This is a genomic window from Burkholderia sp. SJZ089, from assembly GCF_007828315.1.
GTDB classification, from domain to species: domain Bacteria; phylum Pseudomonadota; class Gammaproteobacteria; order Burkholderiales; family Burkholderiaceae; genus Burkholderia; species Burkholderia gladioli.
Genome location: NZ_VIUM01000034.1, coordinates 15914 through 41484 on the forward strand (window position 1 = coordinate 15914; position 25571 = coordinate 41484).

Sequence of the window (25571 nt, forward strand, 5' to 3'; positions counted from 1 at the left end):
GACGGCGGCGGGCTCGGGCGGCGCCCCGTCTCAGAACGGGTTGGCGATCTTGCCGGTGGGCGCCGGCGGCTCGTCGGCCAATTTGGCCGGCAGGTCGGGCACGGCCTTGAGCGTATCGACGATGCTGGCCAGCGCGGCCAGCAACGCCTGCGCCCGCTTGAGCCCTTCCTGGTCGCGCGCGATCTCGAGATCGCCGCTGATCTGGATGCGCGACGGATCGTTGCTGACCGTCAGCGCGTCGCCGGCGATGGTGACGACGGTGCTGTCGTCGGCAAATGCAGTGAAATTCGCTTTAGACACCGGACAACCCTCCTGGCTTGTTATCCTTCAGACGCTCCGGCACGCCGGGGAAACGCAACCCGCTGGCGGCCTCCAGTTGATGCACGGTCACGATATCGTACCGTTTCGCGTCGCTGTTCTTCACCACGATCGCGAAGGCCATGTTCCGCGACGGCAGATAGACCAGCTTGTAGATCTCGGTCGGCACGATCACGCGGCTCTCGCCGATGGTCTGCAGCTCGCTGCCATGGAACATCGGGCCCGTCACCACATAGGCCTCGCCGTCGCGCACCGCCATCGCGCGCACCGCTTCCTCGACCCGCGCCCACAACCGGCGGTTGTTCTGCGGATTCTGCGGGATCATGTTCGCCAGCGAGAAGGACTCGGCCATCGCCTGCGGGTTCCAGCGGTCGCCGGCCGGGCTCATGTGGCCGCGGTCGAAACCGCTGCGGCGATAGTCGGCCAGCGTCGCGCCCTCGCCAGCCGGCAGGCGCCGCTCGGCGAAGAAGCGATTGGTGCGGACCTCGTCCTTCGCTTCGGCCAGGTGCGCGGCGCTCAGGTGCTCGGCCGACCACAGCGGCGTGTGGGTGATGCCCGAGTGCAGCACGGCGAAATCCGAATAGCAGATCAGCCGGGCCTGCCGGACCATCTTCGGGTTGGTGAGTTCGGGTTCCAGGCCGGCGGGAGAGAATTGCGGACACGACGAAGCGAATGCCGTCGCGGAGATCGACAGCGCGCAGAGCGCGGCGAACCATTTCATGTGCGTCTTTTTTCGGGAAAAAAGGGCGCATTGTAATGGAGGGCCCGGGCGGCGCGAAACCGGCGGCCCGGGCCCTTGTGTTGCAAGATGTATCGCGCCGTCAATCGGCGCGGAGGTCGGCCCGCAGGTCGGCGCGGCGAATCCAGCGCAGCAGCTCGCCGCCGCCCGAGAAGTAATCGATCCTCAGCCAGTCGCCCTCGCGCGCGAGCACGGCGGCGACGTCGCCCTTCACCAGCCAGGCACGCGTGACGGCCTGCATGCCCGGCGCCGAATAGAGCGGCGCGCGCGGGCTCGCGACCGTGATGAAGCCGCGCCAGTCGCGCGCCTCGCCCAGGCTCAAGGTATCGCCCACGGCGATGGTGGGCACGTCGCAGTTCGGCAGATCGCCGAGCGCCTGCACCGTCCATGCGCCCCGCGCGTCCCGCTGCATCACGATGTGGCCGCCGCGCTCGCCCGCGAAGCCGGTGGCGAAATCGAGGCGGCCATGTTCGTCCGGCCGGCCCGTCATCAGGAAACGGCAGGTCGGATCGCGATCGGGATTATTGGCCGCCGGCGCGGTGGAAGGATTGTCGAACCAGCCCGTCACGAGGCCGTGGTCGACCGCGAGCCGCAGGCTGCGATAGTCGAGCTGCGCGCCGGGCAGGCTGCGCAACGCGTAGATGCCGGCGCGCGGTTCGCCGCCGGCGCGGGCGGCCGTGCTGCCCGCCAGGGCCAGGGCCGCGGCGAGGACGATGAAGATGCGCTTCACTGGATGGTTCTCCTGCTCTCCCGTTCGGCCGGGCCGCTGCCGGCCCGTGCGTCAAAACGTTTACAATATGACCCCTGCCTGACCTCACCTCGCACGCGCTTCATGACCACTGCCGACCTCACCGACGATCTCCCGCCCCTCCACGAAGACACCCTCTGGCGCGACAACGGCTGGACCGCCCGCGTGATCAAGAACGAGGACGACGACGGCTGGGCGGTGGAGATGATCAAGGACGGCGAGGCCGAGCCGGCGCTGGTCGGCCCCTGGACCATGGGCCGCGACAAGAAGAATCCGAAGCCGCTCGACGCCAATGCGTTCCGCACCCTGGTCAAGACCGCCTCGGAAGTCCTGCGCCGCCACGAGCAGCAGCGCGAGGCGATGCTGCACAAGGAAGTCACGGTGTGGACCGACGAGCGCAGCGTGTCCGTCACGCTCGACATCGTGCCCGACGAGGACCAGCCCTACGCCATCCTGAAGGCCTTCGACGACAGCGGCGAGCAGCTGGGCCAGGCCACCGTGCAAGCCGGCTTCCGCCTCGACAAGGCCAGCGCGACGCGCTGGATCGCGCGCGACTTCGAACGTCCCGACTGAACCTGCCGCCCTCGTCGATTCAGATTCAATCCTTCAAGGCATCCTGCAGGGCCTTCTTCTCGGCGCGGCGCGCGGGCGTCGCGTTCTCGCGCGCCGCGCGTGCCCTCAGGAAGGCCTGTTCGTCATACACGCATCCGGCCGCGTAATGGCCTTCGTCGATCGTGAAGGCCCGCAAGGCGTGATCCGCGTCGAGGTCCTTGCGCACGATCGCGTCCTGGCCCATCCGCAGCTCGACGCGTAGCCCCTCGCGCGGCACCATCGCCAGCAGGTCCTCGACCGGATGCGCCGAGGCCACCACCAGGAACACCGCGCTGCGACTGTTCAGCAGCACCGTGTCCGAGCTCACGCCGAGCGTGCTTAGCGCCGGGTCCACCTTCCAGGCCACGCCGGGCGCGCCGCCGAGCGTCGTCGCCGAAGGCAGGCCGACCGCGTGCCGGTCGACCTGCTCGTTGAAGGCGGCCAGTCGATCGAAGGAGACGCGGCACTGCACGATCTCGCCGAGCAGCTTGCGCGAATCGGCAGCGGTGGTGGCCCCGGTGGCCGTGGCTGCATGCACCGGCGCGGCCAGGCCCTGGGCCAGCGCGAGGCCGACTAACAGCGCGGCCAACAGCGCGGCCAGGCGCGACTTGATCAGCGCGCCCATCACTTCACCACGCAATCGGTCAGCGACAGGTAATCGGTGTGCAGGGTGTAGCCGATCGAGCAGATCGCATTGAATTTCGCCCCCACCGGCAGCGCGTCGAGCTTGCGCGCCTCGGCGTCGTCGAAGCCGCTCAGGCGCGCGAGTTCCTCGTCGGGCTGGGACGGGTCGCCCGCCGACAGGATATTGCCGCCCACCAGCGCCTGCGAATGCTCGACCACCACCGCGCTGAAGCGGATCCGCTTGTCGTCGCCGAACTCGGGCAGGCCCGACACCATGTTGTCGTTCTTCGCGTAACGCGAGTACAGCTCGATCAGGCGCACCTTCTTGACGACAGGGGCGGCGTGCGCGACGGGCAGCGCCATCGCCAGGGAAGCGGCCAGCATCGCGCCGGCCGAGACGAGTCGGATTCTCTTTGCAAGCATGCTTGTTCTCTCGGCGTCGGGGTTGTTGTTCTACGCGCCGGCGTCCAGCGGCATGCGGCGCGACGCGACGCGTAATGTATCAGAAGGACAAGACATCCATGACCACGCGCCGGCGCCCGCGAACCCGTTGCGCGAGCAAGCAGAAAACGAAACGCGCGACATGCCGTGGGACATGTCGCGCGTTTCGACGAGGCGACCGGGAAACAGCGGCGCAGCCCGCGCCGCGCCGGTTCAGCAGCCGGTATTCCTCACCCGCTCGACCTCCAGCCCGAACCAGGGGCGCAGGCGCGTGCCGAGCACGTTGCCGGCGAACGCGCAGACCAGCCACAGCCAGCCGTGCAGGCTGCCCGAGACGATCCCGCTGAAGTAGGCGCCGATGTTGCAGCCATAGGCCAGGCGCGCGCCGTAGCCCAGCAGCAGGCCGCCCACCACGGCCGCCAGCAGCGAGCGCCGCGGGATGCGCCAGACCGGCGCGTAGCGACCGGCCAGCGCCGCGGCGGCCATCGCGCCGAGGATGATGCCGATGTCCATCACGGTGGTCACGTCGTGGCTGGCCGGCGCCGACAGCGCGGCCGCGTTCGGGCCCGCGAGCCAGTACTTCCAGCTCGCCACGTCGAGGCCGAGCGAGGCGAAACCCTTGGCGCCCCACAGCGCGAAGGCCGAGGTCACGCCCCAGGGGCGGCCCGACAGCGCGAGCGTGGCGAAGTTGAGCACCGCCAGCGCCACCGCGCCGGCCAGCATCGGCCAGGGGCCGTGCAGCCAGGGCGAGGCATGCGGCGCGCGCTCGGGCGCGTTGACCAGGCGGCCGTGGCGGCGTTTCTCGATGGCCACGGTCAGCGCGGCGATCGCGGCGAACACCGCGAGGTTCAGCACGATCGCGGGCGCCACGCCGAGCGCGTGCACCAGCGAGAGCGGCTTGAGTTGCGGCATCGAGGTCCAGAACGGCATGTGGGCGGTGGCCACCACCGAGCCGACGATGAAGGCCAGCAGCGTGACGATCATGCGCGTGCTGCCGCCACCGACCGTGTAGAGCGTGCCCGAGGCGCAGCCGCCGCCGAGCTGCATGCCGATGCCGAAGATGAAGGCGCCGACGATCACCGAGGTGCCGGCCGGCGAGACCAGCCCGACCACCGGCTGCCCGAACAGCGACCCGGCCGACAGCGCCGGGAAGAACAGCAGCACGCCGATCGCGAGCATCAGCATCTGCGCGCGCAGGCCGGCGCCGCGGCCGTCGGCGATGAACACGCGCCAGGCCGAGGTGAAACCGAAGGCGGCGTGGTAGAGCGTCATGCCGAGCAGCGCGCCCACCAGGTAGAGCGCGGCCTGGCGCAGGCTGACGGTCTGCGCGAGATAGATCGCGCCGAGCAGCACCAGCACCAGCGCGATGCCGAGCGGCTTGGGATTGATGGAATCGAAGGCGCGCGGCGCGGGAGCCGGCGACGAGGGCAAGGTCGACATGGGCGGATACGGCGAAAACGTGAGAGGAGGAACGAGCGGACCGGCGAGGCGCGGATCGCGGCCGGCGGGATCGCGGCACACGGAATCAGGCGGAATCGGGCGGCCTCGATCGGCCGGGGCGCCGATCGGATGGATCGGGCCGTCCAGGCGGCCGGCCTCGCGCGATCGATGCGAGGGCGGCGGGCCCGGGCTGGCGTAGGCCGGGCGCAAGCGTAGCATGAAACGCCGTTCGCGGCCGGGGCCGGAACGGCGGCGGCGATGGTGGCGGCGCAGGCACGCTGGACGAACGCGCGGAAGTTCAGGCTCGCGATGGTTTGCGGGCCACCACCGTCATGCGAAGCGAATCGTGGTGCACATTCCCGGCGCGTCGATGCCGCCTCGGTGCCGCTTCAGCCGCCTCAGTGCGAGCCGTCGCGCTCGAAGCTGAACAGGCGCTCGGCACGCCGGATGCCGTTGCCCTCGCGATGATCGACCATCACCATGCCCTGGTCGCGTACCGCCCAGCCGGGCCGGGCCAGCACCTCGGCGCGCGGTTGGCTGTCGATGCCGCCCAGCCCCTCGTCGGGCGGCGCGGTGCTGTCGTCGAGCGAGGCGTTCGAATGAATCACGTTGTCCTGCAGCGGCGAGGCCTCGCGACGCGCTTCCTGCCCCTTGCCGTCGACGTCGACGGAATTGTCGGTGCTCGCCATGTTGGCATTGTCGAGCGAGGTGATGCGCGCCGCCGCGCGGCGCACCGGGTCGGCATGCTGGTCGCCGCGTTCGCCTCGCTCGATCGGCGGCAGGCCGGTCGGCGTCTTGCCGGCCACCGTTTCCGGCGTCTGGTTGCGCGCGAAGCCGCTGGCCTGCGCGCTCGCGTCCGGCTGGTCCTTGCCGGCGGCCGGCGTCTTCACCGGGCTCTCGCCGACCTTCTCGTGCTGTTGCTGCGGATAGGGATTCGATTTGACCGGTTTCATTCGGGCTCCTTGCCATCACCGGGATGCAACGCCCCCGGCGTTCGGCTCGATGGTTGCGGGACGGCGCGAGGCGCCGCGGATGGCGGGCGCCTCGCGCTCTGCTCCCACGGATCACGCAAATCGCATGCCGCGCCGGCACGCCGCCAGGCGGCGGCGTCTCGCGTGGCCACTGCCTCCACTACATCCTGGTTTGCAAATCTTCCAGGGACCGGCGCCCTGCTCCGACCCCGCGCCTCAAGGCGCCTCGTCGGGGCGTCGCGTCGGGTCGAAATCGCGCCAGCGGCCATCCTGCCAGTCGCCGTCGCAACGCTCGACCGACAGGGCGCCGGTGGAACGCAGGATCTCCTCGGCGGCGCCCGCATTGGCCTCGTCGACATGCGCGGCCAGCACCACGCCGTGCTCGGTGCGCGCCAGCGTGCCGGTGCCCTCCTCGGCCCGCCCGCGCATGCGCGAGAGCGCGCCGCCGAACGCGCCGACGTAGGCGCCGGCCAGCGTGGTGGCGACCGGCACCCACCAGGGCGTGTGCCCGATCGCGTAGATGACCAGCCCCAGCAGCAGCCCGAGCGCCACGCCGCGCAGCGTGCCGGCGATGGCGCCGCGGCCGCCCGGCCTGGCCGCCGAATCGGCATAGACGTCGCCGCCGATCGGAAAGCGCCCATGCTGGCCGCTCGGGTTGAGGAAGAAGATCGAGATGTCGTCGCGCCGGAATTGCCGGTCCAGCAGGCGGCGCCGGCCGTTCTCGGCGTCGTTGAAGGTGTGGAAGTTGCCTGTCACGATCATCGCCATGATGTCCTCCTGGTTCGAGCCGGCGCCTCGCGCCCCTGCTCTCGATGACGCAAGGGCCGTGCCGGCTGCGGCACACTCGCCTTCCGGCCTCGCGCGGCACGGGGCTTGCGCGCTCGACGTCGATCCACATGGAACCACCGGGAGGCTCGACCATGATTCGGGTAAGGGAGGTGATGTCGCGCGATGTCGTGTCGGTCGCCGTGCACGACACGATCCGGCACGCGGCGCAGCACATGGCGTATTACGACGTCGGCGCGCTACCGGTCTGCGAGCGCGGCCGGCTGGTCGGCATCGTGACCGATCGCGACCTCACGGTGCGCGCGCTGGCCGGCGAGGTAGGCCTGGACGAGGCGATCGGCGAGGTGCTCACGCGGCGGCCGGTCTGCTGCCGCGACGACGAGGATCTCGACACGGTCCAGCAGCGCATGGCCGAGGCGCGGATTCGCAGGACGCCCGTCGTCGACGGGCAAGGCAGGCTGGTGGGCATGCTCTCGCTGGGCGATATCGCGACGCGCGCGGGCGGCGCCTCGCGCGAGGAAGTGTCGAATACGCTGGAGCGGGTCTCGCAGCCGGAGCGCTGAGGCCAGGCCGCGAGCGGGCTTGCAGGACGTGTCGAGCGGGGAAGACCGGGCGGGATCGGAACGGAACCGAGGCGGGGCTGAAGCGGAACTGAAAAGCGGCGCCCGAAGCGGGATCAGTAGGTCGGCAGGCCGATGCAGGCGTTCGGATCGGCCGAGGCGCAGGCGATCGAATAACCGGCCGCGCTGGTGGCCAGCATGTCCTTGCCCGCGTCGAGCGCGTCGCGCACGTCGTCGGGGCAGCGTTCGTAGGTGATGAAGGCGGTGCAGGCAACGGCCGACATCACGACCAGCGAAAAAGCGATCTTTTCGAGTACGACGAAACGGTGAGGCATCCCTCAATCCTCCTTTGAGGCGCCATTCTAGCTCAGCTCAGGGTTTTTACCTAGGGTTTCCACCTAGGGTGACGAGCATCTGCCTGGCGCCGCCGCCCTTCCGCCCCGCCGGGTGCGGCGGCGCAAGGCCGCGCCGGACGCGGAGTTGCATCGAGCTGTCGGTTTCACGCAACACGCAGGTGCGCCGGCGGCCGGAAGGAAATGAGGGTCGCAAAAACGGAAACGGCGCGAGCCGCCTTCGCGGGACTCGCGCCGTGGAGGCGGCAGGCGGCCCGCCCGGCCCATGGCCCGGCGAGCGCGCCGTGCCGGCTCAGATCGCCTTGGTCACCGGCGCCTTGGCGGCCGGATCGGTGGTGCTGATCCGGCCCGTTTCGACGTGGCCGGCGATGCGGCGCAGCCAGGACGGGTTGTCGGCCACCGTGAACTGCAGGTCGTACCACGAGGCGCTGCACGACAGGTCCCAATGCGACTCGACGCTCTTGCCGGCCGGGACCGTCAGGGTCCGCGGGGCCTGGCCATAGGCCAGGTCGACCGCCGTCACCGTCATCGCGGCACTGCCGCCGTTGGCCAGCGTCACGTAGACGTTGCCGTTGGCCACGTCGTAGCAGGTCGTCAGGTCCGGATGCGCGGCGGCCTCGCCCGAGGCCGAGCCGATGAAGCGGCGGAAATAGCCGTTCGGGCCATATACATGCACCACGTAGCCGCCGCCGGCGTCGAGCGCCCAGGTGTCGGAGAGCTGCTTGCCGGCCTCGACCGTGTAGGCGCGCGGCATCGCCGTCGCGTCGTTGGTGTAGACCCAGAAGTGCGCGCCCGCCGTGCCGCCGTTGGCGAAGGTGAGGGTGTAGCCGGCATTGCCCAGCTGGCCGTTCACGTGCAGCTCGTAGGGCGTGGCGCGCGCCAGGCGCGTGCCGGGCTCCTGCGCGGCGATGCTCGGCGCGGCGGTGGCCGCCGGTGCCGCCTGCGAGGTCGGCAGCGCGCATTGCAGGTCGGCCGTGGCCACGTAGTTCGCGGTGTTCGGCAGGCTCGGGAAGCTCGCGTCCGACTTGGTGAAGTCGAGCGTCGAGGTCAGGTCGCCGCATACCGCGCGGCGCCACGGCGAGATATTGGTTTCCTTCACGCCGAAACGCTGCTCGATGAATTGCAGCACCGAGGTGTGATCGAACACCTGCGAGCTGACGAAGCCGCCCTTCGACCAGGGCGAGACCACGAACATCGGCACGCGCGGCCCCAGGCCGTAAGGCAGCGTGTCGGCGGTGTAGGTGCCCTGCTGGGTGGCCGTCACCACGTTGTGGCGCTCCAGCGAGATATCCACCGTGCTCGCGCCGACGTTGACGGGCGGATTGGCGACGAAGGTCGGCGGCTGCGGCGGCACCATGTGGTCGAACAGGCCGTCGTTCTCGTCGTACATGATGAACAGGACGGTCTTGCTCCACACCTCGGGGTTCGAGGTCAGCGCGTCGAGGATCGTCGAGATGTAGTTCGCGCCGTACAGCGGCGTGAACTTGGGGTGCTCCGAGTAGGCCGCCGGCGGCAGCAGCCAGGACACCTGCGGCAGCGCGTTGGCCTGCACGTCGGCCTTGAGCTGGTCCAGCGTGCGCGTGCTGTTGCCGCGCTGCTGCAGGGAGGAGCCGGCCGGCGCGTTCACGATGTTCTGGAACGCCGCCAGCATGTTGGTGCCGTAGTTGCCGGTGAAGTTGTCGAAGCCGGTGCCCTGCTGGTAGACCTGCCAGGAGATGCCGGCCTTCTCGAGCCGCTCGGGATAGGTCGTCCACGAGAAGGGCTGGAGCTGGATCGCGTCGAACGGGTTGTCGATGTAGTCCGTGTTGTCGAGCAGCGGGCCGCCGCCAGTGGCGAGCGGATCGACCATGCCCGTCATCAGGTACATGCGGTTCGGGTGCGTGTTGCCGGGGATCGAGCAGAAGTAGTGATCGCAGACGGTGAAGGCATCGGCCAGCGCGTAGTGGAACGGAATGTCGTCCCGCACGTGATAGCCCATCGTCATGTTGGTCTTCTGCACCGCCCACTGGTCGCCGCGGCCATGATTGATCGCGCCGTGGGTGGTCGCCCAGGTATGCGGCAGGCCGCCGATGCACTGCGCGTTCACGGCCGGGTTGGTGGTGTCGTAGCGGAACGGCGCAATTACCTTGGTCGGATCTTCCTTGCGAGGCTGGAACCAGACCGGCTGGCCGTTGGGCAGGGTCACCGGGAAGCGGTCGTTGTAGCCGCGCACGCCGCTCAGGTGGCCGAGGTAGTGATCGAAGGAGCGGTTCTCCTGCATGAACACCACGATGTGCTGCACATCCTGGATGGTGCCCGTGACCGTGGCCGGCTCGATGGCCAGGGCCTTGCGGATCGATTCGGGCAACAGCGTGGTGGCGGCGGTGGCGCCCGCCAGGCTGGCGGAGAACTTCAGGAAATCGCGTCGGGATTGGGTGACCATGTGGGGTCCTGATGATGTCGGTCGTCGTGGTGCGGCGCTCAGGATTTCGGCGCCGTGAAGCCGGGCGGGCAATGCAGCTGGGCGGTCGCGACCGCGCCGTTGCCGCAGGCCGCCTTGGGCGGCGGCGCGTTCGGGCTGGCGGGCGCCGACGAGGTGCCGTCGCCATTGCATGCGCCGAGCAGCGCCGCGCTCGCGAGCGTGCCGGTCAGGATCAGGTGCCGTAGTGCCGGCGTCTGCATGGGTTTTCTCCGTCGAATGATATCCGGCGGACGCGGGCCCGCGTCCGGGACGCGGCACCGCTCACCCACGTTGCGCGCGCCGCGTGACGATAATGACCGATTGTTACAGCGCGGTGTTCGGGCCCCGCCAAGCCGATCCCCGCTGGGCTCGGCGGGTGACATTGGAAGGCTTCTCGGAAGTATTTCGGAAGCGGGACGGGACAGATCGGGACGGCGGCGGTGGATTCCCCGGCGCGCGAATCGGGACAAACCCCGCCGGCGTTTCGCCCGCCGCCCCGTTCCGGGATCGAGGCGAATGCACTACGATGTGCGACAGGGTTCCGGCGCGCATCGAGACGCTCGCGGCATGCGCGGATCGGCACCCGCATCGGCCACGACATTCAGGGAGACGAGATCGCATGTCCAGCGCCCCCCTTCCCGCTGACGAAGCCTCGCGGCTCGCGAAGCTACGCAGCCTGCAGTTGCTCGACACCCCGGACGAGGAACGCTTCGATCGGATCACCCGGCTCGCGAGACGAATCTTCGACGTGCCGATCGCCCTCGTCTCGCTGGTCGACGAGAACCGCCAGTGGTTCAAGAGCTGCTTCGGGCTCGATGTGCGGGAGACCTCGCGCGACATGTCTTTCTGCGCGCACGCGATCCTCTCCCAACAGACGCTGGTGATCCCCGACGCCACGCTCGACCCGCGCTTCGCCGACAACCCGCTGGTGACCGGCGCGCCCGGCATCCGCTTCTACGCGGGCCATCCGCTGGCCCTGCCCGACGGCACCAATCTCGGCACGCTATGCCTGATCGACACGCGCTCGCGCGAGGTCGACCCCGACGATCTCGCCCACCTGCGCGACCTGGCCGGGCTGGCCGAGCGCGAGGTGGCGACGGTGCAGATGGCCACGCTCGACGCGCTGACCTCGCTGTCGAACCGGCGCGGCTTCGAGGCGCTGGCCCGGCACGCGCTGAACGCCTGCAAGCGCGGCGGCCGGCGCGCCTCGCTGCTGTTCTTCGACCTCAACGACTTCAAGCAGATCAACGACCGCTACGGCCATGCCGAGGGCGACCGCGCGCTGACCCTGTTCGCCCGCTCGCTGACCACCGTGCTGCGCGAGATGGACGTGGTCGGCCGGCTCGGCGGCGACGAATTCGTGGCCCTGCTGATCACCTCGCACGAGGTGGACGCGCCCGGCATCGTCGAGCGGCTGCGCGAGAATCTCGACGCGCGCACCGAACAGGCCTCGCTCGATTACGCTATCCGCTTCAGCGTCGGCCATGTCGACTACGACCCGCGCGAGGACCTCTCGGTCGAGCAGTTGCTGGCCGAATCGGACACGCGCATGTACGCGGACAAGCATCGCCGCAAGTCGGGCGGTTCGCGCTGATCGCCCCGGCCGCGCGCCGCGCTCGCCGATTGCCGTCGATTCGCGTGAGAATCCCACCTTGTGCGCTTCATTCGTTCCACCGGGAGTCATTCGATGCAGCTTGCCGCTTCATTCGTCGCCATTCTTTCCGCGCTGATGCTGGGCGCCATGATCCCCGGGCCGAGCTTCGTGCTGGTGGCGCGCAACGCGATCGGGCTGTCGCGCCGCGACGGGCTCGCCACCGCGCTGGGCATGGGCATCGGCGGCCTGATATTCGCCGGCATCGCGCTGGCGGGCCTCTATACCCTGCTGCGTTCGGTGGCCTGGCTCTATGTGGGGCTGAAGGTGGCGGGCGGGCTCTACCTGCTCTACCTGGCGCTGCAGATCTGGCGCGGCGCGAAGCGGGACTTCGCATTCGACGCCGATATCGCCCGGCATGGCGGCCAGCCGCTGCGCTCCTTGCGCGTCGGCCTGACCACCCAGCTGAGCAACCCGAAGACGGCGATCTGGTACGGCAGCATCTTCGCGGCGCTGTTGCCCGCGCATCCGCCGCTCATCACCTACCTGGTGCTGCCGCCGGCCGTGTTCGCGATCGAGATGGGCTGGTACACCATCGTCGCGCTCGGCTTCTCGACGCGCCGGCCGCGCGAACTGTACCTGCGCGCCCGCGGCGTGATCGACCGGCTCGCCGCCGGCGCGATCGCCGCGCTGGGGCTGCGCCTGATCCTCAACGCCCGCGGCACAGGGCTGTGAGCGCGAGGCCGGCGGCAAGCCGGCCTGGCTCCGCGTGCAGCCGAGGCACGCGAAGCCGGGGCCCGGCTCGCGAAATGCCGGCGCGCAAGCCACCGCGCGCCGCCCGTCGAGACGGGCGCGCGTTTCACTTCATGGATGACGAGGAATGGCCAGGGTGGCGGCGACGGGCGAAGGCCCGTCAGTGCCGCTTCTGCTGCCGCAGGTCGTCGCGCACGCGCTTGGCGGCCAGCAGGGCGACGTAGTCGAGGATGCGCGCGCCGTCGCGATATTCGGCGAGCGTCTTTTCGTAGAGTTCGGAAACGGTTTCCTTCGGCATGCGGGTTTCGGAGGCGATCGATTCGACGATCTCTTCGACGTTGATCTGCGCGGCCATGTGTTGCGCTCCAGGGGATGGACGAACGAGGGACGGACGATAACGACAACGGGCCCGGCGACGGCGGGGAAGCACATTGAACGACGCCGCTATCCGTTGCGCAAATTGAATCGCGCTATGGATTTCGCGGTGTCATCGTCGGTAATTGCCCGAGAATCGCGCCAGGAAGCCGGGCGTTAGGCCCGGCGCGGCTCGCGCACGGTCCGGCCCCGAGCGAGGCATCCCGCGTGCGTCGCGCGCCGTGTTCCGGCCGTCGCACGATGCATGCCTCGCCGCCGCCAGCCCCCCCGCCCGCGGCGCGAGCGCGGGCGATCTGCCCCCGTGCCGTTTGCCAAAGCCGCCCCAGTCAAGTACCTTGGACGCCGTTTGGCGATCCGCGCCACGTTTCCCGACCGTCCCCACCGGAGGCCGTACCACGATGGATTTCGCCGTTCGCCGCCGCCTCGTCGCGGCTTTGCCCGCCGCCCTGTCGCTCGTCGTCACGCTCGGCGCCGGCCTTGCCGCCGGCAACGCCCAGGCCGCCGACTCGATCACCGTCGCCTCGAAGATCGATACCGAAGGCAGCCTGCTCGGCAACCTGATCGCGCAGGTGCTCAAGTCGCACGGCCTTGCCGTGGTCGACAAGATCAGCCTGGGCGCCACGCCGATCGTGCGCCGCGCCCTCACGTCAGGCGAGATCGACATCTACCCCGAATACACCGGCAACGCCGCGTTCTTCTTCAACAAGACCGACGACCCGGTCTGGAAGGATGCCGCCAAGGGTTACGCCGAAGCCAAGCGGCTCGACTACTCGGCCAACCACCTGGTCTGGCTCGCGCCGGCGCCGGCCAACAACACCTGGGGCATCGCGGTGCTCGGCCCGCTGGCCGGCCAGCAGCACCTGAAGTCCTTCAGCGAGTTCGGCCGCTGGATCGCCGGCGGCGGCAAGGTCAAGCTGGCCGCCTCGGCCGAGTTCGTCAACAGCGCCTCGGCCCTGCCCTCGTTCGAGAAGACCTACGGCTTCAAGCTCAAGCCCGACCAGTTGCTGGTGCTCTCGGGCGGCGACACGGCCGCCACCATCCGCGCGGCCGCCGCGCAGACCGACGGCGTCAACGCGGCGATGGTCTACGGCACCGACGGCGCGATCGCCGCCTCGGGGCTGGTGCTGCTCGACGACGACAAGAAGGTGCAGCCCGTCTACGCGCCCGCGCCGGTGATCCGCGAGGCGGTGCTGAAGGCGCATCCGCAGATCGCCGACTGGCTCAAGCCGGTATTCGCCAGCCTCGACCTCAAGACCCTGCAGACGCTCAACAGCCGGATCCAGATCAACGGTGAACCGGCCGCGCACGTCGCCGCCACCTACCTCAAGGCCAAGGGCTTCGTGCAATGAGCGAGGCCGCCGCGCCCGCGGCGAACGCTGCCCCCTCCCCGCGCCTCGACCGGATCGGCGTGCTGGTCATGCTGGCCGTGCTCGGCGCGCTGGCCCTGCCCTTCGTGACCTTCCGCGCCAACCGGATCGTGCCCGGCCACGGGCTCGGCGTGCTCGCCGCCTTCCCCGGCACGCTCGCGGCGCTGGCGATCGCCGGCTGGCTGGCGGCGGCCGCCTTCGCGCTGCTGCCGGGCCGGCCGCTGCGGCGCGCGCTGGCGGGCGCGCTCGCGCTGGCCTGGCTCGGCTACTGGCTCGGCGCGGCGCCCGCGCGGCTGGTGGATGCCGATTCGGCCGCGATCGCGCGGATCTCGCCGGCCGCCGGCGCCTGGCTGCTGCTGTTCGCCTTCGCGGTGCTGATCGCCGACGCGCTGGCGCGGCTCGGCCTGTCGCCCGCGCGGCGCGTGCTGGCCCTGGTGGTCGCGCTGGCGGCGGTGGGCGCGGCGCTGGCCAGCGGCATCTGGGACGGCCTGTCGGTGATGCAGGAATACGCGGTGCGCGCCGATACCTTCTGGACCGAGGCGCTGCGCCATCTCGAACTGGTGGCCGGCTCGACCTTCGCCGCCTTCGCGGTGGCGCTGCCGCTGGGCATCGGCTGCGCGCACCGGCCGGCCTGGCGCGCCACCCTGATGCCGGTGCTCAACGTGGTCCAGACCATCCCCAGCATCGCCCTGTTCGGCATCCTGATGGTGCCGCTCGGCCTGCTGGCCGCCCACCTGCCGCTGGCCGCCGCGCTCGGCATCAGCGGCATCGGCCCGGCCCCGGCCCTGGTCGCGCTGTTCCTCTACGCGCTGCTGCCGATCGTCTCGAGCGTGGTGGTCGGCATCGATCGCGTCGATCCCGGCGTGGTGGAGGCGGCCGCGGCAATGGGCATGACGCGCCGCCAGCGCGTGCTCGACATCGAGCTGGCGCTGGCCCTGCCGGTGATCCTGGCCGGGCTGCGCATCGTGCTGGTGCAGAACGTCGGACTCGCCGCGGTGGCCGCGCTGATCGGCGGCGGCGGCTTCGGCACCTTCATCTTCCAGGGGCTCGGCCAGGCCGCCACCGACCTGGTGCTGCTCGGCGCGCTGCCCACCATCGCGCTGGCCTTCGTGATCTCGGTGCTGTTCGACGCCGCGATCCAACTGACACAACTGACGCAACGGAACCCGGCATGATCGAAATCGAAGGCGTGAGCCGCCGCTTCGGCTCCCTGCTCGCGGTGGACCAGGTCTCGCTCGAGATCGCGCCCGGCACCGTCACCGCCCTGGTGGGCGCCTCGGGCAGCGGCAAGTCCACCCTGCTGCGCATGATCAACCGCCTGATCGAGCCGAGCGCCGGCACCATCCGCATCGACGGCGTCGACACCGCCACGCTGCGCGGCGAGACGCTGCGGCGCGGCATCGGCTACGTGATCCAGGGCCACGGGCTGTTCCCGCACTGGAGCGTGGCGCGCAATATCGCCACCGTGCCGACCCTGGCCGGCTGGTCGAAGTCACGCATCGCCGAGCGCGTCGACGAACTGCTGCACCTGTTCGACCTCGATCCCTCGGTGTATCGCCACAAGCTGCCGCACCAGCTCTCGGGCGGGCAGCAGCAGCGCGTCGGCGTGGCGCGCGCGCTGGCCGCCGAACCGGCCATCCTGCTGATGGACGAGCCGTTCGGCGCGCTCGACCCGCTGATCCGCGGCAAGGCCCAGGACGACCTGGCGGCCCTGCAGCGGCGCCTGAAGGTCACCGTGGTGCTGGTCACGCACGACATCGACGAGGCGCTGCGGCTGGGCGACCAGATCGCCGTGATGGACGGCGGCAAGCTGCTGCAGGCGGCTCCGCCGGCGCAGCTGCTGGCACGCCCCGCGCCGGGTTTCGTCGAGCGCCTGGTGGCCGGCGCGGAACGGCCGCTGCGGCTGCTGGCCTTGACGCCGGTGGCGCGCCTGGCCGAGCCGGGCCAGGCCAGCGGCGCGCCGGTCGACGGCGCGAGCTCGCTGCGCGATGCCTTGTCCGAGCTGCTCTGGCGCGGCGCCGACGCGCTGCCGGTAACGGCGCCGCCCGGCGAGCCGGCGCGGCGCATCACGCTCGCGGCGCTGGTGGCGCACGCGCGCAGCGGCGCATGAGCGGCCGCGCCTTCCCCGCCCTGGCGCGGTTCGCCGCGCTGGCCGCCCTGCTGGTGCTGATCGGGCGGCCCGACTGGCTGCAGCCGCTGTTCGCGCCGCTCGCCGAGCACGGCGCGCCGGCCATCTACGACCGCGCGAGCCTGGTCGATCTCACCCTCTCCCACCTGGCGATCGTGGCCGCCTCCAGCCTGATCGGCTCGGCGCTGGCGATGCTGGCCGGGATCGCCGTGACGCGCCCGGCCGGCGCCGATTTCCTGCCGGTGGCGCGCAGCATCGCCAACCTCGGCCAGACCTTCCCGCCGGTGGCGGTGCTCGCGCTGGCGGTGCCGGCGGTCGGCTTCGGCGCCAAGCCGGTGCTGCTCGCGCTGACGCTCTACGGCCTGCTGCCGGTGTTCGAGAGCACCCTCGCCGGCCTGGGCTCGATCGCGCCCGCCACCCTCGAGGCCGCGCGCGGCATGGGCATGAGCGAGCGGCAGCGGCTACTGTCGATCGAGCTGCCGCTGGCCGCGCCGGTCATCCTCAACGGCGTGCGGCTGGCCGTGGTGATCAACCTCGGCACCGCGACGATCGGCTCGACGGTGGCCGCCAAGGGGCTCGGCGACGTGATCATCGCCGGCCTGCAGACCTCGAACACCGCCTTCGTGCTGCAAGGCGGCGTGATCGTGGCGCTGCTGGCGGTGCTGGTCTACGACGCGCTCGGCTTCGCCGGCCGGTGGCTTGCGCCCGCCCAGGGTGCGGCAGGCGCACGGACGACGCGCGGCTGATCCAGCCGCCGCGCGCCGCGCCATTCGGCGCCGGCACGATCGAGGCAAGGCCGCGGCATTCGCCAGGAACGATTCGCGCCGCGTGCCAATCCGCCGATTTCCCCGCAAAAACCAATCGATCGTTTCATCCATGAATAAACGATGGCGCCTTCCATATTCTCCTATCGATTTTCCGAAATGCTTTCGATTCCGATATTCATCCGTTACTACCTGAAATACGGGAATGAAATGTCTCGTATGAAAATTGGCGCGCAAACGATTGACTGATCATCCTCGCGAAATCTCCTGCCTTTCCATACTTGCAATATCCCAGAAAGCATCCTTGAATTCCGCTACCAACAAGCACTTTCGCCTATGAATAAGCTATTTATTATCGCCTCTCGATTCTCATGATCGGGGTCAACACTATTCGGGTTCCGGAAGGTAAAGAAAAAAACAAATGTCCCGTTAACGCGATTACGACAGGCACTCGTCACGCCCGTTTTCGTCTCGAACCCCAATTGAAGAGGCCACCATGAAAATTCTCAGGCTGGGCATCAAACATAAACTGCTCGGCGGTTTCGGCATACTCGCGGCGATCGTGGTGGGCGTCTCGGCATTCGCGCTGCATGCGCTCTCGGACGCCAATCTCGCCTTCACCCGCTACACGGCCGGCGTGAACGCGCGCGCCAATACCGCGGCGCAGATCCGCATGGCGGTCGACCGGCGCGCGATCGCGGCGCGTAACCTGGTATTGGTGACCAAGCCCGACGATATCGCCCTGGAAAAAGCCGACGTCGAGCGCGCGCATGCCGACGTGCAGCGCTACCTGGCCCAGCTCCAGTCGATGCTCGCCAGCGCGAGCGACACCACGCCCGAGGCGCGCCAGCTCGCCGCCGACATCGCCAACGTCGAGAGCCGCTACGGGCCGGTGGCGCTGGCGATCGTCCAGCAGGCGCTGGCCGGCCAGCGCGAGGACGCGATCGCCGCGATCGACGACAAGTGCCGGCCGCTGCTGGCCGAGCTGGTGCGCGCCACCGACGCCTACGCGAGCTACACGCGCGAACGCGAGAGCGCGCTCGCGCAGGCCGGCGTGGAACGCTACGACACCGCGCGCAACCTGATGCTGGGGATCTGCGCGGCGGCCGTCGCGCTGGCCGCGCTGGCCGGGGTGGCGATCACCCGCTCGATCACGCGGCCGCTGTCCGAGGCGGTGCGCGTGGCGCGCACCGTCGCCGACGGCGACCTGACCAGCCACATCGAGGTGCGCGGCCACGACGAGACGCGCGACCTGCTCGACGCGCTCGACACCATGAACACGCGCCTGGCCGGCATCGTCAGCCGCGTGCGCGAGGGCAGCTCGGGCATCGCGCTGGCGGTGGGCGAGATCGCCGCCGGCAACGTCGACCTGAGCCAGCGCACCGAGGAACAGGCGGCCTCGCTGCAGGAAACCGCGGCCACCATGGAGCAGTTCACCTCGACCGTGCGCCTGAACGCGGAAAACGCCCAGCAGGCCAGCACGCTGGCCAGCAGCGCCTCCGAGGTCGCGCAGCGCGGCAGCCACGCGGTGAGGCGCGTGGTCCACACCATGAACGACCTGGGCGAGCGCTCCTCGAAGATCGCCGAGATCACCGGCATGATCGAGGGCATCGCGTTCCAGACCAATATCCTCGCGCTCAACGCGGCGGTCGAGGCGGCGCGCGCCGGCGAACAGGGTCGCGGCTTCGCGGTGGTGGCCAGCGAGGTGCGCGCGCTGGCCCAGCGCTCCTCGGGCGCGGCCAAGGAGATCAAGGAGCTGATCACGGCCTCGGTGCAGACCGTGCAGGACGGCGCGGTGCTCGCCGACGAGGCCGGCAGGACCATGAACGAGGTGACCCAGGCGGTGGCGCGCGTGACCGACATCATGGGCGAGATCGCCGCCGCCTCCTCCGAGCAGAGCCGCGGCATCGACCAGGTCAACCTGACCATCACCCAGATGGACGAGACCACCCAGCAGAACGCGGCCCTGGTCGAGCAGGCCGCGGCCGCCTCGAAGTCGCTCGAGACCCAGGGTCGGCAGCTCGACGAGACGGTGGCGACCTTCCGCATCGCGCAGGAGCGGGCGAGCGGCATCGATGGCCTCGACGGCGGCGAGCGCCGGCCGGGCCGCGCCAACTGGCGCATGGTGCCGGCATGAGCCCCGCGCCCTGCCTGTTTCGCGACGGCGCGAGCCCGGCCGCGCGCGGCGCCCGGCGACGCGGCCTGGCACGGCGCGGCGATGCGCTGCACCACTGCCTGCGGCACGCGCGCTGGCGCGCGCCGCGCGAGCGGCGGCCGATGCCGCGTGCGCTCTGAGGAGCCGCTGCCGGCGCAAGGTCGGGCGTCAGCCCCGGCCGGCAGCGGTTCGCGGCGTCGGAACGAGAAGGCCATCTTCGTTCCGATGCGTTGCGGGCGGCTTGCCCCGAGCGGCGTGATGGCACGCGGCCCGGGGCAGCCGCCTTTTTTTCGTGCTGGCGCAAGCGCCCGAACGTGACGATGCCGACGGCGCTCAGCCGGGCCGGGCCGCCATTACGGTGCCGTTTTTCGCCACGACCGGAACAGATCGAGCAAGGCTCGACAGGGCGTCGACATGCTCCCTGCTCGCCGCCAGACCGCGCCGACATCCATGGTCGGCACCGTCACGCTCAGCTCGCGGCGGCTGATCCGATTGCCCTCCAGCGACCAGGGGCGATAAACCAGGTCCGACAGGATCGTGACGCCGTGCCCGAGCGCGACCAGGCTCCTGACCGCTTCGATCGATCGGCTCTGCATCCGGACCCTGGGCGCGATACCGTAGCTTCCCCAGTACCTGCCCACCGTGCGCAGATGCTCGTCCATGTCCAGCAGCAGGTAGTCCTCGCGCGCGACATCCTCGAGCGTGACGCGCGGCGCCTCCTGCAGCGGATGATCGGGACGGGTCCACAGGCGGCGGGCGTAGCGAAGGATCGTCTCGTACCTCAGGCCCTCGACTTCCGCCGTGTTCGATACCAGCAGCAGCGCGATATCGAGGCGATCGTCGGCCAGCATCGCCTCGATGGTTTCCCGCTCGCTTTCGACGATGCTCACGCTCAGCTTGCCGTAACGCTCGGCGACGGCCGACATCAGCGAGGGCATCAGGTAGGCCGAGATGGTTTCGGTCACGCCGATGCGAACCTGCCCCGCGACCTGCTCGGGCACGTCCTGCGCCGCCGCGACGGCGCGATCGACCGATATCGCCGCGTGCTGCACATGACGCAGAAAGCGCTCGCCCGCCTGGGTGAGCCGAACCCCTCTGGAATGACGCTGGAGCAGGGCCGTGCCCACCGCGTCCTCGAGCTTTTTCAAGGCGATCGTCATCGACGATTGGGACACCGCGCAAAGGTTCGCCGACTGGGAAATCTGCCCGGTGTCGGCGACGGACACGAAGTATTCGATCTGGCGCAGGGTGATGGATGTGCTCACGGGCGGAAACCTCGAAGGGCCTGGCTGCGCCGCAACGGCCTTGCCTCGAAGGCCCGAGCGCGGCATCGGATCGAGCCTGGCGATATTGATGAAATATATATCAGGCCATCAAAAGTATGAATTTGCCATGGCCGAGCCGGCTTCCTAGCATGGACGCCATCATGCAGCAGTCGATGCGGGCGGATCGGGATTTCCGAGGAACAGCACGCACGCCCACCATGCCCCAACTCGCTCCAGGCTCCCCATGACCGAACGAATCCGCCTGAATCTCGCCGCGCTGCGCGCGCTCGAAACGGCCGAACGCTGCCACAGCTTCACCGCCGCCGCCAACGAACTCTGCCTGACGCACAGCGCGATCAGCCATCAGATCCGGCAGGTCGAATCGATGCTGGAGACGGCACTGTTTACGCGCACGCAGTCGCGGATGATTCCGAGCACCGCCTGTACGCGGCTGGCCGAGCGAGTGCGCCGGGGGCTGACCGATATCGAATCGGCACTGCAGGAGGCAAGACAGGCCGACCGGCCGCGGCGTCTGTCGCTCAAGCTCAGCGTCATGGCCGACTTCGCGACCGCGTGGCTGATCCCCTCGCTCGAGGCCTTCCACGGCCGGCACCCGCATCTCGATCTCTCGATCTCGGTGCGCCATACCCGCGATGCTTCGGACGCGCAGGAAGCCGATATCGGCATCTGGCACAAGAGCGTCGATCGACATGGATTCCAGTCGCGGAAACTGCTGGAGGATCGGGTGATCGCAGTCTGCACGCCGGGGTTCCTCGACCGGCACCCGCCATTGGCGACGGCCATCGACCTGGTTCGCGTTCCGCTGCTGCGCTTCTCCGGTCGCTCGTGGCAGGAATTTTTTCTTGCCGCCGGTCTCGATGCCGTCGCGCCCGAATCGGGTCCGATGTTCGACGATGCGGCATCGCTGCTGCATGCCGCCCTCGCGGGCCAGGGTGTCGCCATGCTGCGGGAGCGCTTGATCCATCCTTACCTGCGGGAGGGAAAACTGGTGCAGGTCGGGCACACCCGGATCCCCTCCCATCTCGACTACCATCTGTGCTGGCGCGAGGACACGCGCAAACAGGCCGCGATCCTGCAGTTCGTCGCCTGGCTGGAGGACATGATCCAGCAGACGGGGCGAGCGTCACCGCCACCGCAAGATGATCCGACGGATATGCCGGGCACGCCGCGCCTCAGGCGCGAAGCCGCGCGTCGTAGAACGTGATGTCCTCGCCGTCGCGCAGATCCAGCACTTCGCAGCCGGATTCGGTGACCGCGACCACGTGCTCCCAGTAGACGGCCAGCGACTTGTCGGCGGTCTGTGCCGAACGCGTGACGTTGTTCAGGCGGATGCCCGCACCGGATCCCGCGCAGATGAACGGCTCGACCGTGATCACCATGCCCTTCTCCAGCACCCGCCCTTCGTTGATGGACGAGTCGTAGTAGGGAATCAGCCATCCGTCCGCGTGGACCTGGCCGATCGAATGCCCCGTTCCGCTCGGCACGCGCAGCATCGAGAACCCGAACGACTCGACATAGGCCTGCACGCGGCGGGCGATATCCTGCACCTTCGCGCCGGGGCGGACCAGGCTGATGCCCAGGCACATGGCCTGGTACCCGACGGCCATCAACAGGCGCGCCTCGGCGCTGGTCTCCTCGCCGACGATCCACATGCGCTGGGTGTCGCCGCACCACCCTTCCTTCTTGATGCTGACGTCGACGCCGAACAGATCGCCCTTCTTCAGGGGCAAGTCGCTCGGTTCGCCGCTGAAGGCATTCTCGTTATGCGCGATCGAGATGCAGGCGTACTGGCTCGAATCGTAGCCGGCGAGATCCTCCCGATCGATTTCCGCGTGGTACTTGTTGACGATCAGGTCGTAGGCCAGGTCGTTGATCCGGCGCGAGCTCACGCCAGGCTGGATATGCGGCGTGAGATCCTGCAGGACCTGGGCAGCAATGCGACCCGCGGCGCGCAGCATCGCGATTTCCTCAGGAGTCTTGATGGAAATCCTGTTGTAATCGACATCGTGGCTCATGTTCCTATCCTGCTTTTCCGGTTGAACGCACGTTGCGATCTCCAAGCGGATCGCAACCTCGTGTCGAGCAGTTGATCCATCGCGTCGACATGGAGGAAGTATTGGATTTCGAGCGTCCCCTCGTCCAACGATAGGTTTTCACATCTGATGTGAGAGATTTTCGCCGTGCCCTGCCGGCATCGCGCCGAATGGCCGGCCTCTGCGCGCGCCGATTTCCAACTCTTATATAAGATATAAGATGTTTGACACCCCCTCATGCGACGATTAAAATGCCGTCCGAAGCCGTGCCCGGGGCAGTTCTCGGGGCGTCTGACGCGCCTTCCCCTGAAACACAATGCCAGCAGGTTCCCCCATGCTTGAAAACTATCGCGCTCACGTGGCCGCCCGCGCCGCGCTCGGTATTCCCCCCCTGCCGCTGACGGCTCAGCAAACCGCCGAACTGGTGGAACTGCTGACCAACCCGCCGGCCGGCGAAGAGCAGACCCTGCTCGAGCTGATCACCCATCGCGTGCCTGCCGGCGTGGACGAAGCCGCGCGCGTGAAGGCCGGCTTCCTGGCCGCCGTCGCCAAGGGCGAGACCGCCAGCCCGCTGATCTCTCGCGCGCACGCCACCGAACTGCTCGGCACCATGCTGGGCGGCTACAACATCCAGCCGCTGATCGAGCTGCTGTCCGACGAGGCGGTCGCCGCCGTGGCCGCTGACGCGCTGAAGAAAACCCTGCTGATGTTCGACCAGTTCCATGACGTCAAGGAACTGGCCGACCAGGGCAACGTGCACGCCAAGGCCGTGCTGCAGAGCTGGGCCGACGCCGAATGGTTCACCAGCCGCCCGGAAGTGCCGCAGAGCCTGACCATCACGGTCTTCAAGGTGACCGGCGAAACCAATACCGACGATCTCTCGCCGGCCCCGGACGCCACCACCCGCCCCGACATCCCGATGCACGCGCTGGCGATGCTGAAGAACGCCCGCCCCGGCATCACGCCGGAAGAGGACGGCAAGCGCGGCCCGGTCAAGTTCATCGAATCGCTGAAGGAAAAGGGCCACCTGGTTGCCTACGTGGGCGACGTGGTCGGCACCGGCTCCTCGCGCAAGTCGGCCACCAACTCGGTGCTGTGGTTCACCGGCGAGGACATCCCCTACGTCCCGAACAAGCGCTTCGGCGGCGTGTGCCTGGGCAGCAAGATCGCCCCGATCTTCTACAACACCATGGAAGATGCCGGCGCGCTGCCGATCGAGCTCGACGTCTCGAAGATGGAAATGGGCGACGTGGTCGAGCTGCGCCCCTATGAAGGCAAGGCCTTGAAGAACGGCGAAGTGATCGCCGAATTCCAGGTCAAGTCCGAAGTGCTGTTCGACGAAGTTCGCGCCGGCGGCCGGATTCCGCTGATCATCGGACGCGGCCTGACCACCAAGGCGCGCGAGGCGCTGGGCCTGGCCCCGTCGACGCTGTTCCGCCTGCCGCAGCAGCCGGCCGACAGCGGTCGCGGCTTCTCGCTCGCGCAGAAGATGGTCGGCCGCGCCTGCGGCCTGCCGGAAGGCCAGGGCGTGCGCCCGGGCACCTACTGCGAACCGAAGATGACCTCGGTGGGCTCGCAGGACACCACCGGCCCGATGACGCGCGACGAGCTGAAGGACCTGGCCTGCCTGGGCTTCTCGGCCGACCTGGTGATGCAGTCGTTCTGCCACACGGCCGCTTATCCGAAGCCGGTGGACGTGAAGACCCACCAGACCCTGCCGAACTTCATCAGCACCCGCGGCGGCATCGCGCTGCGCCCGGGCGACGGCGTGATCCACTCCTGGCTGAACCGCATGCTGCTGCCCGACACGGTCGGCACCGGCGGCGATTCGCACACGCGCTTCCCGATCGGCATCAGCTTCCCGGCCGGTTCGGGCCTGGTCGCCTTCGCGGCCGCCACCGGCACCATGCCGCTGGACATGCCGGAATCGGTGCTGGTCCGCTTCAAGGGCAAGATGCAGCCGGGCGTGACGCTGCGCGACCTGGTCAACGCGATCCCGCTGTACGCCATCAAGCAGGGCATGCTGACGGTGGCCAAGCAGGGCAAGAAGAACATCTTCTCGGGCCGCATCCTCGAGATCGAAGGCCTGCCGGACCTGAAGGTCGAGCAAGCCTTCGAGCTGTCGGACGCTTCGGCCGAGCGCTCGGCCGCCGGCTGCACGGTGCACCTGAACAAGGCGCCGATCATCGAGTACCTCAACAGCAACGTCACGCTGCTGAAGTGGATGATCGCCGAGGGCTACCAGGATCCGCGCAGCCTGCAGCGCCGGATCGCGGCGATGGAGCAGTGGCTGGCCGACCCGCAGCTGCTGGCCCCGGATGCCGACGCGGAATACGCCGCCGTCATCGAGATCGACCTGGCCGACATCCACGAGCCGATCGTGGCCTGCCCGAACGATCCGGACGACGTGAAGACGCTGTCGGACGTGGCCGGCGCCAAGATCGACGAAGTGTTCATCGGCTCGTGCATGACCAACATCGGTCACTTCCGTGCCGCCTCGAAGCTGCTGGAAGGCAAGCGCGACATCCCCGTCAAGCTGTGGGTGGCGCCGCCGACCAAGATGGACCAGAAGCAACTGACCGAGGAAGGCCATTACGGCGTGTTCGGCACCGCCGGCGCGCGTACCGAAATGCCGGGCTGCTCGCTGTGCATGGGCAACCAGGCACAGGTGCGCGAGGGCGCGACGGTGATGTCCACCTCCACCCGCAACTTCCCGAACCGCCTGGGCAAGAACACCAACGTGTATCTCGGCTCGGCGGAACTGGCGGCGATCTGCTCGCGCCTGGGCAAGATCCCGAGCAAGGAGGAGTACATGGCCGACATGGGCGTGCTCAACGCCAATGGCGACCAGATCTACAAGTACATGAACTTCGACCAGATCGCCGACTTCAAGGACGTGGCCGATACGGTCAAGGCCTGAATGGGTGAATCGCGTGCGGCGTGAGGTTGGCGCTGTCGCGAGGTGAAAAAGGCGCCGCGGGCTCACTGCCCGCGGCGCCTTTTTTTGTGCGGTTGACCCGTCCTGAAATAGGTTGACACTTTTTCGACGAATCGAAGAGGTGGCAAGTGGGGCAAGGGATCAAGCGGACGCAGCGCGACTACAGCCTG

The 25571-nt window shown here is 69.0% G+C and carries 26 protein-coding genes; 12 read left to right on the forward strand and 14 right to left on the reverse strand.

Going from position 1 to position 25571, the window contains the following annotated elements:
• Positions 1-30: 30 nt before the first annotated feature.
• The 3 genes from FB600_RS35590 to FB600_RS35600 all read right to left on the reverse strand — a co-directional run bounded on the left by FB600_RS35590 (position 31) and on the right by FB600_RS35600 (position 1787).
• Positions 31-300 (reverse strand): hypothetical protein, encoded by a 270-nt coding sequence (locus tag FB600_RS35590; RefSeq protein ID WP_013697941.1) that lies wholly within the window; start codon positions 298-300, stop codon positions 31-33.
• Positions 293-1039 (reverse strand): DNA/RNA non-specific endonuclease, encoded by a 747-nt coding sequence (locus tag FB600_RS35595; protein WP_047837091.1) that lies wholly within the window; start codon positions 1037-1039, stop codon positions 293-295. Before FB600_RS35595 ends, FB600_RS35590 begins: the two co-directional genes overlap by 8 nt.
• Positions 1040-1139: 100 nt before the next feature.
• Positions 1140-1787 (reverse strand): hypothetical protein, encoded by a 648-nt coding sequence (locus tag FB600_RS35600; protein ID WP_145758207.1) that lies wholly within the window; start codon positions 1785-1787, stop codon positions 1140-1142.
• 102 nt (positions 1788-1889) lie between these two features.
• Between FB600_RS35600 and FB600_RS35605 the strand changes: the two genes are divergently transcribed.
• Complete coding sequence (locus tag FB600_RS35605; protein WP_013697938.1) at positions 1890-2378, forward strand: hypothetical protein; 489 nt, start codon at positions 1890-1892, stop codon at positions 2376-2378.
• A 25-nt stretch (positions 2379-2403) separates the two neighbouring features.
• On the opposite strand, the gene FB600_RS35610 is transcribed toward FB600_RS35605, so the two are convergent.
• From FB600_RS35610 to FB600_RS35630, 5 genes are all read right to left on the reverse strand, one after another.
• The gene (locus FB600_RS35610) at positions 2404-3021 is read right to left on the reverse strand and encodes a hypothetical protein (protein ID WP_098154069.1); all 618 of its coding nucleotides are present in this window, start codon (positions 3019-3021) and stop codon (positions 2404-2406) included.
• Positions 3021-3443, reverse strand: coding sequence for a hypothetical protein (locus FB600_RS35615; RefSeq protein WP_025098802.1), 423 nt, complete (start codon positions 3441-3443; stop codon positions 3021-3023). The genes FB600_RS35610 and FB600_RS35615 overlap by 1 nt, the downstream gene beginning before the upstream one ends.
• 231 nt (positions 3444-3674) lie before the next feature.
• Positions 3675-4901, reverse strand: a complete 1227-nt coding sequence (locus FB600_RS35620) for a YeeE/YedE family protein (RefSeq protein WP_036051642.1) — start codon at positions 4899-4901, stop codon at positions 3675-3677.
• A 398-nt stretch (positions 4902-5299) separates the two neighbouring features.
• Positions 5300-5854 (reverse strand): DUF3005 domain-containing protein, encoded by a 555-nt coding sequence (locus FB600_RS35625; RefSeq protein ID WP_046579391.1) that lies wholly within the window; start codon positions 5852-5854, stop codon positions 5300-5302.
• 234 nt (positions 5855-6088) lie between these two features.
• Positions 6089-6640 (reverse strand): hypothetical protein, encoded by a 552-nt coding sequence (locus FB600_RS35630; protein ID WP_098180864.1) that lies wholly within the window; start codon positions 6638-6640, stop codon positions 6089-6091.
• Between the two features lie 152 nt (positions 6641-6792).
• Between FB600_RS35630 and FB600_RS35635 the strand changes: the two genes are divergently transcribed.
• Positions 6793-7221 carry a CBS domain-containing protein gene (locus FB600_RS35635; RefSeq protein ID WP_145758206.1) on the forward strand — a complete coding sequence of 143 codons (429 nt, stop codon included), beginning with the start codon at positions 6793-6795 and terminating at the stop codon, positions 7219-7221.
• 113 nt (positions 7222-7334) lie between these two features.
• Here FB600_RS35635 and FB600_RS35640 read toward each other — a convergent pair whose 3' ends face one another.
• From FB600_RS35640 to FB600_RS35650, 3 genes are all read right to left on the reverse strand, one after another.
• Positions 7335-7553: a hypothetical protein gene (locus FB600_RS35640; RefSeq protein WP_013697934.1), complete on the reverse strand. Its 219-nt coding sequence runs from the start codon at positions 7551-7553 to the stop codon at positions 7335-7337.
• 310 nt (positions 7554-7863) lie between these two features.
• Complete coding sequence (locus tag FB600_RS35645) at positions 7864-9993, reverse strand: phosphocholine-specific phospholipase C (protein WP_098180865.1); 2130 nt, start codon at positions 9991-9993, stop codon at positions 7864-7866.
• A 38-nt stretch (positions 9994-10031) separates the two neighbouring features.
• The gene (locus FB600_RS35650) at positions 10032-10232 is read right to left on the reverse strand and encodes a hypothetical protein (RefSeq protein ID WP_098154075.1); all 201 of its coding nucleotides are present in this window, start codon (positions 10230-10232) and stop codon (positions 10032-10034) included.
• 398 nt (positions 10233-10630) lie between these two features.
• On the opposite strand from FB600_RS35650, the gene FB600_RS35655 reads away from it, so the two are divergent.
• On the forward strand, positions 10631-11605 hold the full coding sequence (locus tag FB600_RS35655) for a sensor domain-containing diguanylate cyclase (protein WP_098154076.1): 975 nt from the start codon (positions 10631-10633) through the stop codon (positions 11603-11605).
• A gap of 93 nt (positions 11606-11698) precedes the next feature.
• Positions 11699-12337 (forward strand): LysE family translocator, encoded by a 639-nt coding sequence (locus tag FB600_RS35660; protein ID WP_096748967.1) that lies wholly within the window; start codon positions 11699-11701, stop codon positions 12335-12337.
• A gap of 178 nt (positions 12338-12515) precedes the next feature.
• Here FB600_RS35660 and FB600_RS35665 read toward each other — a convergent pair whose 3' ends face one another.
• On the reverse strand, positions 12516-12710 hold the full coding sequence (locus FB600_RS35665; protein ID WP_025098794.1) for a DUF3562 domain-containing protein: 195 nt from the start codon (positions 12708-12710) through the stop codon (positions 12516-12518).
• A 418-nt stretch (positions 12711-13128) separates the two neighbouring features.
• Between FB600_RS35665 and FB600_RS35670 the strand changes: the two genes are divergently transcribed.
• The 6 genes from FB600_RS35670 (at position 13129) to FB600_RS37445 (ending at position 19284) form a co-directional block, all read left to right on the forward strand.
• Positions 13129-14079 (forward strand): ABC transporter substrate-binding protein, encoded by a 951-nt coding sequence (locus tag FB600_RS35670; RefSeq protein ID WP_098180866.1) that lies wholly within the window; start codon positions 13129-13131, stop codon positions 14077-14079.
• Positions 14076-15272, forward strand: a complete 1197-nt coding sequence (locus FB600_RS35675; RefSeq protein WP_103691297.1) for an ABC transporter permease — start codon at positions 14076-14078, stop codon at positions 15270-15272. The genes FB600_RS35670 and FB600_RS35675 overlap by 4 nt, the downstream gene beginning before the upstream one ends.
• Positions 15269-16207 carry an ABC transporter ATP-binding protein gene (locus tag FB600_RS35680; protein ID WP_036051665.1) on the forward strand — a complete coding sequence of 313 codons (939 nt, stop codon included), beginning with the start codon at positions 15269-15271 and terminating at the stop codon, positions 16205-16207. The genes FB600_RS35675 and FB600_RS35680 overlap by 4 nt, the downstream gene beginning before the upstream one ends.
• Complete coding sequence (locus FB600_RS35685; RefSeq protein WP_098180869.1) at positions 16204-16971, forward strand: ABC transporter permease; 768 nt, start codon at positions 16204-16206, stop codon at positions 16969-16971. The genes FB600_RS35680 and FB600_RS35685 overlap by 4 nt, the downstream gene beginning before the upstream one ends.
• 514 nt (positions 16972-17485) lie before the next feature.
• On the forward strand, positions 17486-19126 hold the full coding sequence (locus FB600_RS35690) for a methyl-accepting chemotaxis protein (RefSeq protein WP_145758205.1): 1641 nt from the start codon (positions 17486-17488) through the stop codon (positions 19124-19126).
• Positions 19123-19284, forward strand: a complete 162-nt coding sequence (locus tag FB600_RS37445) for a hypothetical protein (protein WP_164467535.1) — start codon at positions 19123-19125, stop codon at positions 19282-19284. The genes FB600_RS35690 and FB600_RS37445 overlap by 4 nt, the downstream gene beginning before the upstream one ends.
• A 213-nt stretch (positions 19285-19497) precedes the next feature.
• Here FB600_RS37445 and FB600_RS35695 read toward each other — a convergent pair whose 3' ends face one another.
• Positions 19498-20409, reverse strand: a complete 912-nt coding sequence (locus tag FB600_RS35695) for a LysR family transcriptional regulator (protein WP_098154080.1) — start codon at positions 20407-20409, stop codon at positions 19498-19500.
• A gap of 244 nt (positions 20410-20653) precedes the next feature.
• Here FB600_RS35695 and FB600_RS35700 point away from each other — a divergent pair, with 244 nt between their 5' ends.
• Positions 20654-21634, forward strand: coding sequence for a LysR substrate-binding domain-containing protein (locus FB600_RS35700; RefSeq protein ID WP_145758204.1), 981 nt, complete (start codon positions 20654-20656; stop codon positions 21632-21634).
• Here FB600_RS35700 and FB600_RS35705 read toward each other — a convergent pair.
• Positions 21603-22445 (reverse strand): M24 family metallopeptidase, encoded by an 843-nt coding sequence (locus tag FB600_RS35705; protein WP_098154082.1) that lies wholly within the window; start codon positions 22443-22445, stop codon positions 21603-21605. The genes FB600_RS35700 and FB600_RS35705 overlap by 32 nt on opposite strands.
• Positions 22446-22797: 352 nt before the next feature.
• Between FB600_RS35705 and acnB the strand changes: the two genes are divergently transcribed.
• The gene (gene acnB / locus FB600_RS35710; RefSeq protein ID WP_096748975.1) at positions 22798-25383 is read left to right on the forward strand and encodes a bifunctional aconitate hydratase 2/2-methylisocitrate dehydratase; all 2586 of its coding nucleotides are present in this window, start codon (positions 22798-22800) and stop codon (positions 25381-25383) included.
• Positions 25384-25571 lie beyond the last annotated feature (188 nt).

Excerpts from the sequence above, each read along its gene's own strand:
- FB600_RS35610 (WP_098154069.1), bottom strand. The coding sequence starts at position 3,021 with ATGGGCGCGCTGATCAAGTCGCGCCTGGCCGCGCTGTTGGCCGCGCTG.
- FB600_RS35605 (WP_013697938.1), top strand. The coding sequence starts at position 1,890 with ATGACCACTGCCGACCTCACCGACGATCTCCCGCCCCTCCACGAAGAC.
- FB600_RS35660 (WP_096748967.1), top strand. The coding sequence starts at position 11,699 with ATGCAGCTTGCCGCTTCATTCGTCGCCATTCTTTCCGCGCTGATGCTG.
- FB600_RS35665 (WP_025098794.1), bottom strand. The coding sequence starts at position 12,710 with ATGGCCGCGCAGATCAACGTCGAAGAGATCGTCGAATCGATCGCCTCC.
- FB600_RS35615 (WP_025098802.1), bottom strand. The coding sequence starts at position 3,443 with ATGCTTGCAAAGAGAATCCGACTCGTCTCGGCCGGCGCGATGCTGGCC.
- FB600_RS35690 (WP_145758205.1), top strand. The coding sequence starts at position 17,486 with ATGAAAATTCTCAGGCTGGGCATCAAACATAAACTGCTCGGCGGTTTC.
- FB600_RS35620 (WP_036051642.1), bottom strand. The coding sequence starts at position 4,901 with ATGTCGACCTTGCCCTCGTCGCCGGCTCCCGCGCCGCGCGCCTTCGAT.
- FB600_RS35625 (WP_046579391.1), bottom strand. The coding sequence starts at position 5,854 with ATGAAACCGGTCAAATCGAATCCCTATCCGCAGCAACAGCACGAGAAG.
- FB600_RS37445 (WP_164467535.1), top strand. The coding sequence starts at position 19,123 with ATGAGCCCCGCGCCCTGCCTGTTTCGCGACGGCGCGAGCCCGGCCGCG.
- FB600_RS35650 (WP_098154075.1), bottom strand. The coding sequence starts at position 10,232 with ATGCAGACGCCGGCACTACGGCACCTGATCCTGACCGGCACGCTCGCG.
- FB600_RS35670 (WP_098180866.1), top strand. The coding sequence starts at position 13,129 with ATGGATTTCGCCGTTCGCCGCCGCCTCGTCGCGGCTTTGCCCGCCGCC.
- FB600_RS35655 (WP_098154076.1), top strand. The coding sequence starts at position 10,631 with ATGTCCAGCGCCCCCCTTCCCGCTGACGAAGCCTCGCGGCTCGCGAAG.
- FB600_RS35700 (WP_145758204.1), top strand. The coding sequence starts at position 20,654 with ATGACCGAACGAATCCGCCTGAATCTCGCCGCGCTGCGCGCGCTCGAA.
- FB600_RS35685 (WP_098180869.1), top strand. The coding sequence starts at position 16,204 with ATGAGCGGCCGCGCCTTCCCCGCCCTGGCGCGGTTCGCCGCGCTGGCC.
- FB600_RS35705 (WP_098154082.1), bottom strand. The coding sequence starts at position 22,445 with ATGAGCCACGATGTCGATTACAACAGGATTTCCATCAAGACTCCTGAG.
- acnB (WP_096748975.1), top strand. The coding sequence starts at position 22,798 with ATGCTTGAAAACTATCGCGCTCACGTGGCCGCCCGCGCCGCGCTCGGT.
- FB600_RS35635 (WP_145758206.1), top strand. The coding sequence starts at position 6,793 with ATGATTCGGGTAAGGGAGGTGATGTCGCGCGATGTCGTGTCGGTCGCC.
- FB600_RS35630 (WP_098180864.1), bottom strand. The coding sequence starts at position 6,640 with ATGGCGATGATCGTGACAGGCAACTTCCACACCTTCAACGACGCCGAG.
- FB600_RS35680 (WP_036051665.1), top strand. The coding sequence starts at position 15,269 with ATGATCGAAATCGAAGGCGTGAGCCGCCGCTTCGGCTCCCTGCTCGCG.
- FB600_RS35645 (WP_098180865.1), bottom strand. The coding sequence starts at position 9,993 with ATGGTCACCCAATCCCGACGCGATTTCCTGAAGTTCTCCGCCAGCCTG.
- FB600_RS35675 (WP_103691297.1), top strand. The coding sequence starts at position 14,076 with ATGAGCGAGGCCGCCGCGCCCGCGGCGAACGCTGCCCCCTCCCCGCGC.
- FB600_RS35595 (WP_047837091.1), bottom strand. The coding sequence starts at position 1,039 with ATGAAATGGTTCGCCGCGCTCTGCGCGCTGTCGATCTCCGCGACGGCA.
- FB600_RS35640 (WP_013697934.1), bottom strand. The coding sequence starts at position 7,553 with ATGCCTCACCGTTTCGTCGTACTCGAAAAGATCGCTTTTTCGCTGGTC.